The following is a 14,805-nucleotide window of genomic DNA, read 5'->3' on the forward strand; positions in this document are numbered from 1 at the left end:
CAGACCCTACGCGGCGCGCGCGATCACAAGATTGAGCGCCTCCTCAACCAGCTCAGGCCCGGCCCCTTTGCGGCTTGCACCTTCGGAGAGATGACGACGCCATTGCCGCGCGCCGGGGCGCCCTGCAAAAAGGCCCAGCATGTGGCGGCTGATCTGATGAAGCCGTGCCCCCTGTTGCATCTCGCGCTCGATATAAGGGAGCATGTCTTGCACCACGCTGACCGGGTCTGTGACCTCACCAGTGCCAAAGATGCGCGGATCTGCAGCGCTAAGGACGTCTGCTGGCTGGTGGTATGCAGCCCGCCCAATCATCACGCCATCAAGTCCGCGCGCCAGCTGTGCCTGTGCATCCTCCAGCGTCGCAATGCCCCCGTTGATCGAGATATGCATGTCAGGAAAACTGGCTTTCATCTGGTGAACAAGCTCATAATCAAGCGGCGGGATGTCGCGATTTTCCTTTGGAGACAACCCTTTGAGCCAGGCTTTGCGGGCGTGAATGGTGACGCGATTAACGCCCGCGGCGCGGATTTTCTCGAGAAATTCTGGCAGGACGTCCTGCGGGTTTTGATCGTCAACGCCGATGCGGCATTTTACGGTGACCTCGACGTCCACGGCCTGCGCCATCGCCGCCATGCAATCGGCGACCAACTCAGGCGATTGCATCAAGATTGCTCCGAAGGCCCCGGATTGCACGCGATCACTCGGGCAACCGCAGTTCAGGTTGATCTCATCATAGCCCGCCTCAGCCCCCAGCCTCGCGGCCTCCGCCAGCTCATCCGGATCAGACCCACCGAGCTGCAATGCGACCGGGTGTTCGCTCACATCATGGTCGAGCAAATGAAGCGCGTGCCCTCTGACCAGAGCCGGTGCCGTCACCATTTCAGTGTAAAGTAACGTCTCTTTTGACAGCAAACGGTGCAAATACCGGCACTCGCGCGTGGTCCAGTCCATCATAGGCGCTACGGAAAGGCGTGCAGAGTTCCAAATCTTTGTTTTTGCTGCATCTTTCTTAGTCATCGCGAGATTTCCTTGACCGTCAAACTGACCGATTATTGCATATTTTTGCACGTTCTGGCACGTTCTCCTAACAAGGTTGGGGATTTTTGAAGGAATGTTGGGGCATGCCAGTCGTTGAACGTGTGAGAGCCGATGGCTCGAAAGCCTATCTGGCACAAATTGACATTGTACGAAAGGGAGAGCGCTATCGGGAGAACCGTACTTTCGACAAGAAACGACATGCCGAGCAATGGATCAAAACCAGATCCAAAGACATTAGAGAGCTTATCGAGAATGGTCAGGGTCATGAGCTCAAAACGAAAGGGCGGAAACTCTCTGACGCGATACAAGTCTACCTCGACAACCACAAACGAGAGATGGGGGCAACAAAACGCCAGGTACTGAACACGATACTTAACGATTTCGACATCGCTAATCGGCACTGCAGCGACATCGGCAGTCGGGAGGTCGTTGCCTTAGCACAAGAACTCTCCAACGGTGGACGATCTCCCTCCACGTGACCTGCCCCCCACTGGTCCCTCGTTCATGACGAGAGTCTGCGGGTTTGATTTTGGTAGTCGTCGGTTTCGGGCTTGGCAAGCGCGCCGGGCGCGGAGCCCTCAAATTGCTCAAGCGTCCGGCGGGCGTCGTCCAGGGTGTCAAATATCTCCTCGTTCAGCAGTTCGTCGCGCAGGCTGCCGTTGAATGACTCGATAAAGGCGTTCTGCTGCGGCTTCCCTGGGTCGATATAGTGCCACGGAATTGCGTTCTGATCGGCCCACCTCAGAATGGCCCGGCTCGTGAACTCTGTCCCGTTGTCGCTGACTATGCATCCGGGTTTACCGTAGATCCGCACCAGCGCATCCAGCTCACGCGCAACACGCGCGCCGGAGATGCTGGTGTCAGCAATCAGGCACAGGTTTTCGCGGCTGCAATCGTCTATCACTGCCAGGATGCGGAATTTCCGGGATGCCCCGAAGCTGTCAGCCAGGAAGTCCAGAGACCAGCGCGCATTGGGATACGCAGCCTCCGGCATCGGGGAGCGCGTTCCACGGGACCGCTTGCGGCCGCGCCGCCGCTTCACTGACAGCCCTTCTTCCCGGTAGAGCCGATACAGTTTTTTGTGGTTCATTCTCATGCCCTTGCGCTCAAGCAACACGCCAATCCGGCGGTAGCCGAACCGGCGCCGCTTTCCGGCGATCTGCTGCATCTCATTGCGGATCTCAGGGCAGTCCGGCGGGCGTTCGCGCCGGACTGTCTTTGGGTCGACACCGACAAGCCGGCAGGCCCGGCGCTGCGAGATGCCGTGATCCCGCATCGCCCTGAGCGCTGCCTCTCGCCGCTTGGTCAGCGTCGTCAGTTCTTTCCCAGAAGATCCTTCAGAACCACATTGTCCAGCATCGTATCGGCCAGCAACCGCTTCAGCTTGGCGTTCTCGTCCTCCAGCGCCTTCAGCCTCGCGGCCTCCGACACCTCCATGCCGCCGTACTTGGACTTCAGCTTGTAGAACGTTGCAGGGCTGAGCCCGTGCCTGCGGCACACCTCCGTCGTTGGTATGCCTGCCTCTTGCTCCTTGATCATCCCGATGATCTGCGCCTCGGTAAAACGGCTCTTCCGCATTCGTCTGCTCCTTAAGGGTTGGGCAGACTCTACATCATGGTGAGGGATTTCGCGGGGGCAGGTCACCAATACTGTTGGAGTATCGACCTTTGGAGTGTTGAGCCCTGAGCAAGGAAAATCGAGCCATTCGCGCCAACCGCAGCGAATGACTTGTTTCCGCCCTAGGTGGAGGAACACTATGTCCGCTTTGGGCTATTGACGACTTCATCCAAACCTTGCTAGCGTTCGCTTCTGCATAGATCGTTTCGGCGGTCTAGCTTCGGTGCAAGAGCAACCGAAGTCCCGCGGTCTCCTTTCGGATGACTTAGCCGGCAGCCCACAGGGCTCCGGGTAAGGGGCCGAGAAAAAAGGAGAAAGATATGTATCATATCAAGACCACTTATCACCCGTCAGGACGCTTCACATGTATGGAGCGCCACGAGAATGAATCTATGTGGAGAGACTTGCGCGGAGAACTCTTCGGCAATCCGAACACAGCCGGGTTTTATAATGCGGTCAGTCAGTATGTCGAAAAGCTGAGATCAGTCGGTCTTCTTGCCAGCTTTGACGATCTGGCCTCTAGGGTGGAAGAATAGATAACAAGAAGAACTTTGGGCCAGTCTATCAGTAGCTGCCCCAAAGTTCGATCAGCTGATTATCGGATCACTGAATTGCTACAATGCCACGAAGACCAGGAAAGGCGATGACCGCTATTGGCTTGTCAGGCCGGAAGTCGTGCCCGGCGGCCCCTAATTTGCAAAGCCCGCTTACTGCGCTTCGCTGACATGTAGGCTGGATGCAGGATGGGGTAATGCTCCAGCAGGAGGGGGCGGGGAGCCGTCATTCGCTGCGCCCTGAACGAACGGCGGCTCTGCGCAGCAAGCGGAAAATCAACTTGGCTGCAGAGATGGTCACGTAGGGACAGTCCCTTACATGAAAACGAGGCGACCATACAAAGTTCCAACCTCATGACATGCTGGCGCGAAACCGGAATTTTCCATTATCGCGGCATACGTGCTGGCACCATCCATCCTCGGGTTCTTAATAGATTCAAGACTTCTTCCCGCTGGTGCAAAGGTTTAGTAAAGCATGCATCACCTCCATTGCAATGCTTCCAAAGGGTGGCAATAGCGGCAATAGGGGGTATAAATTATTTCCAATAAATCGACCTCAAGCGAAATTAATCTCACCAAAGACCATCCTCATCCTCATCGTCGTCATACCCATATCGTGTACGGCTAATAGCTCGTCTGCCCTCTTCTTGGACATTCTCAATGTGTTGATTGAAGTCTATTAAGTTTATGTTTCTACCGGCAAGGAACTCAAATTCCTCTGCGTAACAATCGGAAAACCTGGCTTTTGAAAAACCTTGAGAGCGAGCCACCAAGTTCACAAGCCAGTTTTCATCTGCTGAACTCAGCCCAGAGCCAAGCGCCAGCTTTGGCTTTCTAGTTATAACACCATCAATATGAGCCTGCACAACCAGCGCGCGAATATGTGCATTTCGCGATTTAGCAAGCTCGTCTTCCATACTCATTGGCATGCGAATGCCGCAAACAATCAGTAGCCACACCAGCCATAGCGTCTCATGGTGATGGTTGAGAGCCAAGCTTCGCCCTACAACAATCTCCGCAACCGATAGCCATCCATCTTTATCAACCTGAAGCCCGAGAGCAGCTCTCTTAGCCACAATTAGGCAGGCGTAGTCTAGCGCGTGCGGATGCTTTTGCACGATACGTAACAGATTCTGCTCTACAAAATCCCAATACTTGGATGAGTAAAGTTGCCATTCGTCGAAGGCTCTAATGAGTATCTTGATGGGACTGTCCGATCCGATTTTTTTCGCCGAATCCACCGCTTCAGAAATTGCCCTTTCAATCTTCTCATGAGACAATCCGAACCAACTCAACTCGACGTGATCTCGTAGGCGTTGCGCCCAAAGGTCATTAATCGGGTCAAGGCTAGAGTGAATTTTTGTTTTCTGATCATTCAGGTTGAGTTCATAAGTAGCCAAGACTTCGCGGAGATGGGATAAAACGGACTGGGCCTCGTGCTCGGTACGGAGGCCAATGTAGTAGTCATCAACGTGCCGAACGGCGCCGACTATGGTGTCTCCAACAATTTCTTCAAGCTCGCTGTCAATTTTGGAAAGGACAAACTCCGCTATTAACCTATATCCATCCGGACCGACCAACACCCCGCGCGTATTGCCGCGTTGAGAATTTCTGACAAAAAAATCTAGGGCGTTAAACTTATTGGTTGTAGAGTTGGGTTCGGTATCTGCCTTTGATTCATTAATGCCATGAGCTGCCCAAGCGATTGAGTGGGTGTAGATGCTTGGAAAGCATTGCGCTATATCGGCCTTAAGAATAAATGGAGCATATCCAAGATTGGCGGACGTGCGCTTGGAAAGCTCTGACAGTGAAGGAACCTTCACTGCTCGCTCATCCCCTTCATCCATAATCTTTGGGGCACCTATGGAATACTTGGACAGAGCGTAGTTGTTCTCGAATTTCCGCCAATTCCGCCAAATGAAGCTAGACGTCTGAAAGTAGGAAACAATATTTGGAGTGGCAAAGAAGCGGCGACTTCCATCATGTTTCGTCCCGCTGTAGCGAATGTAATTTGTCTTCTTTACACTGAATTTTGCGTCATCAAGTTTTCCCGATAGTCCGTGGAAAGCGTGCTTTGCGTCGCTGGACACGAAACAAGGTGGTAGTGTTTCTGGGTAGAGTCCTGCATTCATCAGGTGGAATCTTGATCGCATTTTAATGACGCACTCTAACTCAGCAAGTATTTCGGTTGTCCGTGAGGTCTTGGTGGTGCCAGAAATGGTTCAGCGCTGCATTTCAGACTCAACAACAGTCAGCACGTTGAGGCGGGGTTCTGTCGACCGCAACCAGTGCCCCGAATATTGATGTCTACTCTCCGTACCAACTTTTGATGCAGACAGCATCAATTGGCAAGGGGCGAGAAAACAAATCTGTTATCTCTCGTGCGATGTTGATTCGGCCTCGCTGAAAACTTCGGTGTCAGATAATCTGAGGTAGACTCGCGACAGACTAAAGGTGTCGGTTCGCTAAACTTCCACTTCGGGTTGGGCCCGGCCATCCGCAGCGCTTGGGACGAATGGCGGTAATGGGCCGCTCGTACCCGTTGTTCTATCAATGCGTCCCTGCTCGAGCCGGTCGCAACACTCCTAACCCATAAATTTGGGCGATGAAGCCAAGGCCACTACGTACACTTGAAAGAAACCAATCGAAGCTAATTACACCCGCTCAGAAGCCCCTCTCAAAGCGCTGTCTTGATATCATTCAGCAGTCAAAAATAGGGTTCAATCCCCAACTCAACATAAGCACTAAACATAACGCGTTGTTTAAGTGGTGTAAAATTTAATACCGCAACTATCCATCATAGGCGTTACGCTCAAACGCGCTGCCTTTTGTGTGTTATTTTTCATGGCGTTAGCTCCCATTCCTCAGCTAGATCATGTCACCGGCTCTGCCAGAGATTCTGGCGATGTAATCGGGGTGTGGACGTTTTTGATTCTGACATGCTTGGGTTTAGCATAACTCTTTGCGCAGGACAGTGACCTGCAACAAACGAGGCGCAGATATGCCTCACGCTTCGACCGCTCCTTCGGCTCAGGCGAATAGGCTTGGCGTATAAAATCACCAGTTGAAGTGAGAGTGTCCCGCCGTCAGTGTGACCGGCCAAGTCTTATCCCTTACAGTCCGGTACAGCGCGCAATCACGCGCCTACGTGACGCGCGAGAACCTCCTCTGCGCTGCCCCATGCATCTTGAAGATGCGCCAATTCTGGTACGGCATTGGTATTGGCTTGCTCAATCTGCAGCATGGACGCCCGCAATGCTCCAAACCCAAGCACAGCTGCCGATCCGGCAAGTCGATGGGCCTCCTGCCTGTGGCTTTCTGTGAGTTCGCCGCTTTCGCTCAGCGCATCTCGCAAAGCCTGAACATCACTGCGAAATTCTGCAAGGAAATGGCGGGCTTTCTCTGTGCCCACCGCCTCGACAAATTGGGTTATGTCCGACTCATCTTGCTGAGGCGTGTTCTGCTGTGGCGGCTGGTCGTTGCCTGCGCAGCGACGCGACACCATCTCGGCCAAGGCTGCGCGATCAATGGGCTTGGTGAGAACCTCAGCAAATCCCGCATCCAGAATGCGCTCATGATCGTCCCGCGCTGCATGGGCGGTCAAGGCGACGATATCGATGTCATCAGCCAAGCCTTCAGTTCGAACACGGCGCAAGACCTCCATCCCGTCCACATCGGGCATACTGATGTCGGAAATGACGAGGTCGAAACGCTCCGCCCGGATCATCTCAATTCCAGCGGCACCACCATCGGCTGAGATCACGTCATGCCCCAGATCTCCCAGCATCTTCTCCAGCAACAATCGGTTGATGTCATTGTCTTCGATCACCAAAAGTCGCCGACCGGTCGGCATACCCAAGGGTTTTACGTCCTGCGCCGTCTCATCCAGCGTCACAGGCGGGAGCGGGATGGTGAAAGTAAAGAGGCTGCCTTCGTCCGGCTCGCTTTCGCAGGTGATTTCGCCCCCCATCAGCCGGACCAACCGGCGAGAAATGGCCAGCCCCAGGCCAGTCCCCTCGCTTCCCCGTTTATAGCTGGGGTCCAGCATGGTGAAATCATCGAAGATACGGTCCAGATCCTCAGCGGCGATGCCTTTTCCGGTATCTGCAACACTGAATTCAACCAGATCCCCCTCGGTGCGCATCACATCGACGGACACCGCGCCATCATGGGTGAACTTCAACGCATTTCCGATCAGATTGAGCAAAACCTGCTGGACGTAGCGGCATCGCCCCTCAACCCCGGAGGACCCACCCAAACTACAAAACACCGTCAGCTCATTATTGTTGCGCCGCGCAATCGCTTGCTGGCTTTCTCCTATGCCGCTCACAAGCTCATCCAGATCAAAGGGATGCGGCGGGTCTGGGTCGGCTCCGGCCTCAAGGCGCGACAGTTGCAACACGTCATTGACGTGATGCAAAAGCAACTCCCCTGACACACGCATCGCCTGCATATAGCGCTGTTGATCTGCGGTTGGTCCCAGATCTTCGAGCACATCAAGCGATCCGAGAATACCGGTGAGCGGCGTGCGCATCTCGTGGCTCATCACGGTGAGCAATCGGTCCTTGGCCTGCTCGCCGGCGAGCGCATCGTCTCGGGCGCGACGCAGTTCTTCTTCGGCTTGCAGGCGACGCGAAATATCGCGCACATAGCTCACAAGCACCTGATTTCCGTTAGATTTGCTGAGGGTCAGAGACACTTCGACAGGCAGGATTTCTCCGTTCTTACGCTGTGCGGTCATCTCTATGCGGCCGTCACTTTCGCGCAAAATATCGTCGAGTTTGTTTGGGCCGGAGTTATCGGGCGAGTTCAGGACCAAGGCGTCAAAGCTCAGCCCAATCGCCTCCTCTTCGCTATAGCCAAAAATCTCTTCGGCAGCGCCGTTGATCGCTGTGATCCGGCCTGCGGCATCCGCCATCAGGATTGCATCCAGAGAGGAGGTCACCATTGCCTCGGTGCGCGCCGCTTCCTGCGCTTGCAACATCGACAACCGCTGACCGCGCCGGAACAAGCGCAAAATGACCAAGGCGGTGAGCGCCAGCGTTCCCATCAAAGCAAGAACAACGATCGCAAGACGCGAGAACAGTTCGTGCAACAAGACCCGCTCTTCCCCGGCGGTTTCGGCCTGCAACACAACACCAAAAAGGGCCAGATCGCGCACGTCGTCCCCTTCGCTTACGATCATCCGCAGCAATTCGTCCGATCGCGCCAGCAATGTGTCGTCAGAAGAATCGATCAGCTCCGCCTGTTCAAGCAGCCCTTTATGCAGCCGCTCCAACGTCTCTCCCCCCTCGGGCGTGGCACGCACACCGGAGTAAGAGGAGCTTTCGCGGAATGTGGCGATGCGGCTGTAGTAGATGTCGAACTGGCGCCGCAAGCGAGGAAGATCCTGGCGCTGACGCACCTGCATCGCGGCAAACCGATATTTCAGATAGTCAACCTCAGCCTGTGACAAAGTCCATTGTAGGTTGTCGGTCGCCGCGCTCGAAAGCGCCTCGATCCGGGTTTGCACATCTTTTCCCAAACGAAAGGCTTGTGCCGCCAGTAGTATAAGAACTACGGCGGCAATAGAAATAATCCAGCGATGCGTATTCGGTATCTTTGGGCGCACCAACGGCCGGATACCTCCTGAATTTTGGGCCTTCCGAAAAGGCGGATTACTTCACCGTTATCCTGTTCAATTGCCAGATACTGCGGGAATAGACTTCCTCGGTACGGAATTCCAAGGCGCTGTCATAGGGGTAAATCACCCAGAGAGGTCCCTTGTCCCGCAGCGACATCTGCTTGCCATTGCGCATGTAAGCGACGATGGGACCATCTGGCCGCGCGTCCGACATCGGGATTTCTACCGCGTAATCGTTCACCGCAGCCGCCTCCAGCGTACCTTCACTCACACCTGCTTCGGCCATCAGCCGATCCAGTGAGACGCCGACAAATCGCTGTTCACCGTCGCTCCAGATGGTCTCGGTCACCACCTCGCGCTCACCGAGATTGCGCAGATCTTCGATCGTGAATTCATGGGTTTGATCGCCATTTCGCAATGTCAGCACAACCTCACCCTCAGATGCGATCGCAGAACAGAATGTTGCAAACAGCGCCACCACGGCAACCAGCAGTGATCTCATGATGTACCTCCAAAACACGGTCAACCCCACAGTGGGTTCGCCAAGACCATGACACATCCTGCGCCAGCGGGCATGAACGCCTGTGTATAGTCTCCTAGACTTTCGTATAAGATCGGTAAATCTTCAGATCTGGCATTTCGAATTCATGTTCCGTTTTCTGTATTTTTACGATTTTCATGGTTTGGAAAGACCTATGGCAAAAGAGTGGTATTTGCCATAAATTGAACGCAATTTTCGTATCAGATAATCAAGTTAAGTAAACAGCAGATCGAAAGGTCTTAGAAGTTGATGGATTATAAAGGTTTTCGACGCTAGGATCTTAGATGAACAGTGAAAACGGGTTAAACGGCGATATGCGTATTCTACTCGCAGATGATCATGACATGGTGCGCGACACCATTTCTGCCTATCTCTCGTCAGAGGGTGGCGCGCAGATTACAGCAACCACGGACCTGCCCCGAGCTATGAAAGAGCTCGAAGATAATGGTCCGTTTGATTTGGTGCTTCTGGACTACAACATGCCCGGTATGAACGGGTTGGATGGTCTGCAGCGCGCGCTTAAGGCCAACGGCGGACGCGGCGTCGCGATCCTGTCGGGCAGCGCCCCAACACGCACTGCGCAGGATGCTCTCGATGCTGGCGCGATTGGCTTCATTCCAAAAACCATGGGGGCACAATCGCTGCTGAATGCGGTGCGCTTCATGAGTGCAGGTGAAATCTACGTGCCGGTGGAATTGATGCGCGAAGAGGCCTCTGCCCCCGCCCACCCGCTGCTTGCACAACTCAGCCCACGCGAGGTCGAGGTTCTAAGTGGTCTCTGCCGCGGTCAATCCAACAAGGAAATCGCACGCGACCTCAATTTGCAGGAAGTCACCATCAAACTGCACGTGCGTACCCTGTGCCGTAAACTCGATGCAAAGAACCGCACCCAAGCCGCGATGACCGCCAAAGAAGCGGGTTTGTTCTAGACTGACGGCCTCAGCGCATCTTCGGACCAGATTTGGGTGCCGGAGTTGGGCGACTTGGTCACCACCGGACCTTTGAAGGCCACAATAATGCGGCGACCTCCGGCACACCCGTCGGATTGAGCAGACCCGTTGCTCGCTTGTGGCGCTGCTTGCGCCCCGCAGGATGATTTCCGCACGCCCCTGTCGCACCTACCGCATTGGATATCAGACAGCGTGTCGCGATGGATCGTTTTCAGACTTCGCTCAACCCAGCAGCATATCATCACGCTTCGATGCAAACTGGCAGTTCGATTGCCTTTCTCAACGGCTGTGTCCCTTCCAGAGTTGAGACGCGACCTTCTCGCGTGCCCCCTCCCACCGTGACAGTATCAGCGGGGCCCTTCCTCCTCGCACATAGTCCTATGGCGCACAGCCTCCTGATATCATGCGGTTTCACTCGGCTCTCAAAAATAGGGCGAGGTCCATAAAAAGACGCCCCGCGTGGGCGCGCGGGACGTCAGTAAGCCGGGTTGCGGGACAAGAGGGGGGGGTTAGGCAACTCCGGCGGGGGGAAGGCTGTGCAGCGGGCTGTGATCCTTGGTGCCCGTCAGCGGGGTAACTTGTAGCTGGATCAAGACAAGCGTGCCCGATCCAGGGTTTTCGATGCGGCGCGAGCGACCACAGGGGATACGGGCGCTCTGCCCTTCCCAAACAAGTCGAACATGATCGCCAAGCGTCACCAACACCGATCCCTGCGCGACAACCCAATGCTCCGCGCCCCCCGCACCGGCGCTGAGTTCCAACGCGGCTCCGGGCGCGATGGCCATACGCTGCAAGGTAAAACCAGGCCCCATCGCGAGGGTTTCGTGACGGCCCCATTTGTGGTCGGTGCTGCGCGCTGTCAATGCGTCGTCTTCGGTGGCCTGAGCAAGGCTTGCGTAGACTGCCATCATATCGGCAGCATGCGGGTGCAGATCAGAGGAAGCGGCACGTGCAGCGCCTGAAAGCTCTTCTGCAAGATCCTGATCCCAAGCAGATATCGCGCGATCGGCCGCTGCATCCTGCTCCCATTGCTGTACTTCGCTCCAAGCCGGATCAAGCTGAATGGCGCAAACGTTATCGATCTTTTCTGCAACCGCTTTTTCAAAGGTGATCGCTTTGACGCGGCGGTAGGTTGCCGCATCCAACATCTTTGTTCCATCGACGGCCTCGGCCCGCTGCAACGCATTCTTGACCGGCAGGAAAAGACGGCTTGCATGGCTCTTGAACGCCGCCAGCAACACGTCAACGCGGGCGACATAGATCCCCATGCCCCAGAGTTGATGATTGCCCTGCAAAAGATGTGAAAGCGTGGTTTGGCGGCCAGAGGCCAAGACGCGACTTACGGCCACCGGCACGTTCTCATGCGGCTGAGACACCACTTCCATAATGCCATAGCCAGCATAGGCCCGTGTGGTGCGCTGACCAAGCATCACAATCTCGCCGCGCTGCGCGGCAGGGATGGCGTTGCAGAGCGCCAGATCGAGCTTACGCGCATCTTCCAAATCGGCAGAGGCCGGAGCTACGACCACGAGTGCGCCGGGCATGTGACGCAGGGAGAGAACCGCACTCAGGAGGGCTGCGGCGGGCTTGTGGGTGTCGGGTTCTACGATCAAGCGGGCTTCGCGATGTGCGGATTGGCGGTCGACCAGCGGCGCGCAGTCTTGGGTGGTGACAACAACCGGCGCTGAGAAGACGTCGCCAGACAGGGCGGACAAGAGCCGTTCAAACCGGCTGGGTGCGCCGGGCGCGGCTTCCAGAGGCATTGGGCACACCCCGCTCGCCCGTTCACTTGACTGGTGTACGCTGCCTGCGAGAATGATGGGATGTAACATTGGAACCTCTTGGTGTTTGTATTCCGATGTGTACAAATCTAATCGAGTTTGCATGTTCGTACGTCCTATCCATCGGTTTCTGCGGCCCTCCCCAAAGGATAGGACCACGCCTTCGGGATAGGGTTTACCCACGCCGAGGGTCACAAAATCACAGAATTTTCAGGTAACATTATTTCGCCGCCCACACACTAACGCCCGTTAACCATGATCTGGCTAACACATTGGAATCATTAACCATGAACTCGAGAATCACTGCCAGCACAGCCGCTGGTGCTCCTGCCTTATACGCAGAGGCGATCCATTCAGGGCTGACGTCAGCGCAGCGCCAGAGTATGGTCGCCTCATGAGCACACCCGTTTCCTCCATTAAGAACCTCGGCCCCGCTTTTGAGGCCGCCTGCACCCGTGCGGGCATTCACTCGGCCGAAGAATTGCGCGCCCTTGGCGCCGATGCGGCCTATGGCAAGTTACTCGAAAGTGGCGGCAAGCCGCACTTCATCGGCTACTACGTGTTGGTGATGGCGTTGCAGGGCCGCCCGTGGAACGACTGCAAGGGCGAGGAGAAGAAAGCGCTGCGCAAACGCTTTGATGCGATCAAGGCCCAGAGCTTTGACAGCGACCGCTCGGCATTTGATGCGATCCTGAATGAAATCGGTGTGGTGGAACGTCGCCCCGGCTGAATTGCAGACCATATTTCACCCACAAAAAAGCCGCCACGCGTGGAGCGTGACGGCCAAAATACTCAGCGGTTCAATGATTGAACAAAGTTCGCCGTCGATTGCTCAACGGCTAAACTATTAGCCAACCAGCTCGAGACCGGAAAAGAAGTAGGCGATTTCTACAGCTGCGGTTTCCGGAGCGTCGGAGCCGTGCACAGAGTTTTCACCCACGGATTCTGCAAACTCGGCGCGGATGGTGCCGGGGGCTGCGTCTGCGGGGTTGGTTGCGCCCATGATTTCGCGGTTCTTTGCGATAGCGCCTTCGCCTTCGAGAACCTGCACGACCACCGGAGCGGAGCACATGAATTCGCACAGCTCGTCATAGAAGGGACGCTCGGCGTGCACTTCATAGAACTTGCCAGCCTGTGCTTTGGTCATGTGGATGCGCTTTTGTGCAACAATGCGCAGGCCTGCTTCTTCGAACTTGGCGTTGATTGCGCCAGTCAGGTTGCGGCGGGTTGCGTCGGGCTTGATGATCGAAAAAGTGCGTTCCAGTGCCATCGGGCGATCTCCTTGAGACATTCTGAGGTCGATTAGGTCACGGTGGCCGCGATGGCGGTCGCCGCAACATTCTGGCGCCGGGTAGCACGACAGCCCGCCCATGGGAAGAGGCTTGTGCCCAGCGCTGAGGCGAAAGCAGCGGCTGGATCAGCCATGCGCCGTTTCCAATGGATCCTGAAGGTCGACGATCAACACGTAAATCGCCGAGATCAGCGCCAGAAGGCTTGCGCCCAGCATGATCCCCAGCACGGCATAGGGCGCGGTCTCCGGCTGTACCGCGATCCCCGTCACGGTGGTCAATGCCGCGCCCAGCGCCACCGTCATTGCCCCCGAAAGCCCCGCAGCGCTGCCCGCGAGTTCTGGACGTACGGACATCAAACCTGCACTGGCATTGGCGATGGTCAGCCCGTTGCCCAGCCCGACACAAATGGCAGAGCCGAAAAAGACCAGCTCACTCCCCTGCCCAATCCAGAACAGACCAAGGCCCAGCGCAGGCCCCACACAGGAGATCACCCGACCGATCACAATAAGCGTCATGAGGGGAAGCCGCAGAGCCATTTGCCCGGTGACAAAGTTCCCCACCATGAAACCACAGGTGATGATGCCGATCCCCAGCCCCACCATTGCCGGGCTGAGATCAAACCAAGCCGCCGCCACCATCGGCGCGCCAGTAACAAAGGAGTAGAACCCTCCGATCGAAAAGGCGACGCAGGCGGAATAGCCCCAGAAACGGCGCGAGGCAAAGAGATGCGGATAAAGGCGCATCTGCGCCCGGAACGTGGCGGAACGATTGGTATTGGTCTCTCCCATATCGCCCCACGTGAGCCAGAGCACCAACAGCCCGAGCCCCGTATAGAGCCAGAACCCCGCCCGCCAGCCAAAAGCCATATCAAGCGCGCCTCCGATCATTGGCCCGGTCATCGGGGCCAACGCCATGATCATTCCCATATAGCCGAGTTTACTCGCCGCTTCGCTGGGCGGGTACATATCGCGAATAACCGCGCGCGAGATCACCTGCCCGCTGATGATCACACCTTGCAGCAGGCGAAAGCCGAGAAACACCCAAATGTTGCTTGCCAATGCACAGCCCACAGAGGCCAGCACGAACATCGCACAACACAACAGCATCACCTTGCGCCGACCATAGAGGTCCGACATCGGCCCCATGACAATCTGAAGCGCCGCAGAGATCGCAAGGTAGCCAGCAACCGAAAGATTGGCGAGCCCGTAGTCGACCTGAAACTCTTTGGCGATGCCGGGCAGCGAGGGCAGGAACATATTGAGCGACAGCACCGACAGTGCGGTGCCAACGATCAGTGTCATCAGCGTTGGGGGTGTTTGGGCTGCGCGCAGCATCTGCCTATCCGTTCTCTCCGCGCGTGACAGCAATGGCCTCTGCCGGCGGATACCTTGGGTCCTGCATATGTTAAA

General features: G+C 56.0%; 12 protein-coding genes. 4 read left to right on the top strand and 8 right to left on the bottom strand.

The window, feature by feature from the left end:
* Window positions 1-6: 6 nt before the first annotated feature.
* Window positions 7-1,017: a tRNA dihydrouridine(20/20a) synthase DusA gene (gene dusA, locus QNI81_RS08130; protein WP_283966185.1), complete on the bottom strand. Its 1,011-nt coding sequence runs from the start codon at window positions 1,015-1,017 to the stop codon at window positions 7-9.
* A gap of 104 nt (window positions 1,018-1,121) precedes the next feature.
* Here dusA and QNI81_RS08135 point away from each other — a divergent pair, with 104 nt between their 5' ends.
* Window positions 1,122-1,517: a hypothetical protein gene (locus QNI81_RS08135; protein WP_283966186.1), complete on the top strand. Its 396-nt coding sequence runs from the start codon at window positions 1,122-1,124 to the stop codon at window positions 1,515-1,517.
* A gap of 23 nt (window positions 1,518-1,540) precedes the next feature.
* On the opposite strand, the gene QNI81_RS08140 is transcribed toward QNI81_RS08135, so the two are convergent.
* Window positions 1,541-2,616, bottom strand: a protein-coding gene (locus tag QNI81_RS08140; protein ID WP_283966187.1) for an IS3 family transposase whose coding sequence is annotated in 2 segments (ribosomal slippage) — window positions 1,541-2,367 and window positions 2,367-2,616 — 1,077 coding nt in all. Because the reading frame shifts where the segments join, the coding sequence is not laid out codon by codon here.
* 359 nt (window positions 2,617-2,975) lie between these two features.
* Between QNI81_RS08140 and QNI81_RS08145 the strand changes: the two genes are divergently transcribed.
* Complete coding sequence (locus tag QNI81_RS08145; protein WP_283966188.1) at window positions 2,976-3,191, top strand: hypothetical protein; 216 nt, start codon at window positions 2,976-2,978, stop codon at window positions 3,189-3,191.
* Window positions 3,192-3,781: 590 nt separating this feature from the next.
* Here the strand turns inward: QNI81_RS08145 and QNI81_RS08150 are convergent.
* From QNI81_RS08150 to QNI81_RS08160, 3 genes are all read right to left on the bottom strand, one after another.
* A complete protein-coding gene (locus QNI81_RS08150; protein WP_283966189.1) occupies window positions 3,782-5,341 on the bottom strand; it encodes an RNA-directed DNA polymerase in 1,560 nt (519 codons plus the stop codon).
* 1,004 nt (window positions 5,342-6,345) lie between these two features.
* Window positions 6,346-8,721 (bottom strand): hybrid sensor histidine kinase/response regulator, encoded by a 2,376-nt coding sequence (locus QNI81_RS08155; RefSeq protein ID WP_283966190.1) that lies wholly within the window; start codon window positions 8,719-8,721, stop codon window positions 6,346-6,348.
* A 145-nt stretch (window positions 8,722-8,866) separates the two neighbouring features.
* Window positions 8,867-9,334, bottom strand: a complete 468-nt coding sequence (locus QNI81_RS08160) for a putative pterin-binding protein (RefSeq protein WP_283966191.1) — start codon at window positions 9,332-9,334, stop codon at window positions 8,867-8,869.
* A gap of 353 nt (window positions 9,335-9,687) precedes the next feature.
* Between QNI81_RS08160 and QNI81_RS08165 the strand changes: the two genes are divergently transcribed.
* Window positions 9,688-10,302, top strand: a complete 615-nt coding sequence (locus QNI81_RS08165; protein WP_005616283.1) for a response regulator — start codon at window positions 9,688-9,690, stop codon at window positions 10,300-10,302.
* A 530-nt stretch (window positions 10,303-10,832) separates the two neighbouring features.
* Here the strand turns inward: QNI81_RS08165 and QNI81_RS08170 are convergent.
* Window positions 10,833-12,086: a glycosyltransferase family protein gene (locus QNI81_RS08170; RefSeq protein WP_283966192.1), complete on the bottom strand. Its 1,254-nt coding sequence runs from the start codon at window positions 12,084-12,086 to the stop codon at window positions 10,833-10,835.
* Window positions 12,087-12,498: 412 nt separating this feature from the next.
* Here QNI81_RS08170 and QNI81_RS08175 point away from each other — a divergent pair, with 412 nt between their 5' ends.
* Complete coding sequence (locus tag QNI81_RS08175) at window positions 12,499-12,834, top strand: TfoX/Sxy family protein (RefSeq protein ID WP_009179065.1); 336 nt, start codon at window positions 12,499-12,501, stop codon at window positions 12,832-12,834.
* Window positions 12,835-12,951: 117 nt separating this feature from the next.
* Here QNI81_RS08175 and ndk read toward each other — a convergent pair whose 3' ends face one another.
* Complete coding sequence (gene ndk, locus QNI81_RS08180; RefSeq protein WP_005616290.1) at window positions 12,952-13,374, bottom strand: nucleoside-diphosphate kinase; 423 nt, start codon at window positions 13,372-13,374, stop codon at window positions 12,952-12,954.
* Window positions 13,375-13,521: 147 nt separating this feature from the next.
* Window positions 13,522-14,730, bottom strand: coding sequence for a multidrug effflux MFS transporter (locus tag QNI81_RS08185; RefSeq protein ID WP_283966193.1), 1,209 nt, complete (start codon window positions 14,728-14,730; stop codon window positions 13,522-13,524).
* Window positions 14,731-14,805: the final 75 nt, after the last annotated feature.

Origin of the sequence: Tritonibacter sp. AK171, from assembly GCF_030127025.1 — a bacterium.
GTDB lineage: Bacteria > Pseudomonadota > Alphaproteobacteria > Rhodobacterales > Rhodobacteraceae > Epibacterium > Epibacterium mobile.

What these genes read in the sequence shown, in the direction of transcription:
- dusA (WP_283966185.1), bottom strand. Translation starts at nt 1,017, where the DNA reads ATGACTAAGAAAGATGCAGCAAAAACAAAGATTTGGAACTCTGCACGC.
- QNI81_RS08135 (WP_283966186.1), top strand. Translation starts at nt 1,122, where the DNA reads ATGCCAGTCGTTGAACGTGTGAGAGCCGATGGCTCGAAAGCCTATCTG.
- QNI81_RS08145 (WP_283966188.1), top strand. Translation starts at nt 2,976, where the DNA reads ATGTATCATATCAAGACCACTTATCACCCGTCAGGACGCTTCACATGT.
- QNI81_RS08150 (WP_283966189.1), bottom strand. Translation starts at nt 5,341, where the DNA reads ATGAATGCAGGACTCTACCCAGAAACACTACCACCTTGTTTCGTGTCC.
- QNI81_RS08160 (WP_283966191.1), bottom strand. Translation starts at nt 9,334, where the DNA reads ATGAGATCACTGCTGGTTGCCGTGGTGGCGCTGTTTGCAACATTCTGT.
- QNI81_RS08165 (WP_005616283.1), top strand. Translation starts at nt 9,688, where the DNA reads ATGCGTATTCTACTCGCAGATGATCATGACATGGTGCGCGACACCATT.
- QNI81_RS08170 (WP_283966192.1), bottom strand. Translation starts at nt 12,086, where the DNA reads ATGCCTCTGGAAGCCGCGCCCGGCGCACCCAGCCGGTTTGAACGGCTC.
- QNI81_RS08175 (WP_009179065.1), top strand. Translation starts at nt 12,499, where the DNA reads ATGAGCACACCCGTTTCCTCCATTAAGAACCTCGGCCCCGCTTTTGAG.
- ndk (WP_005616290.1), bottom strand. Translation starts at nt 13,374, where the DNA reads ATGGCACTGGAACGCACTTTTTCGATCATCAAGCCCGACGCAACCCGC.
- QNI81_RS08185 (WP_283966193.1), bottom strand. Translation starts at nt 14,730, where the DNA reads ATGCTGCGCGCAGCCCAAACACCCCCAACGCTGATGACACTGATCGTT.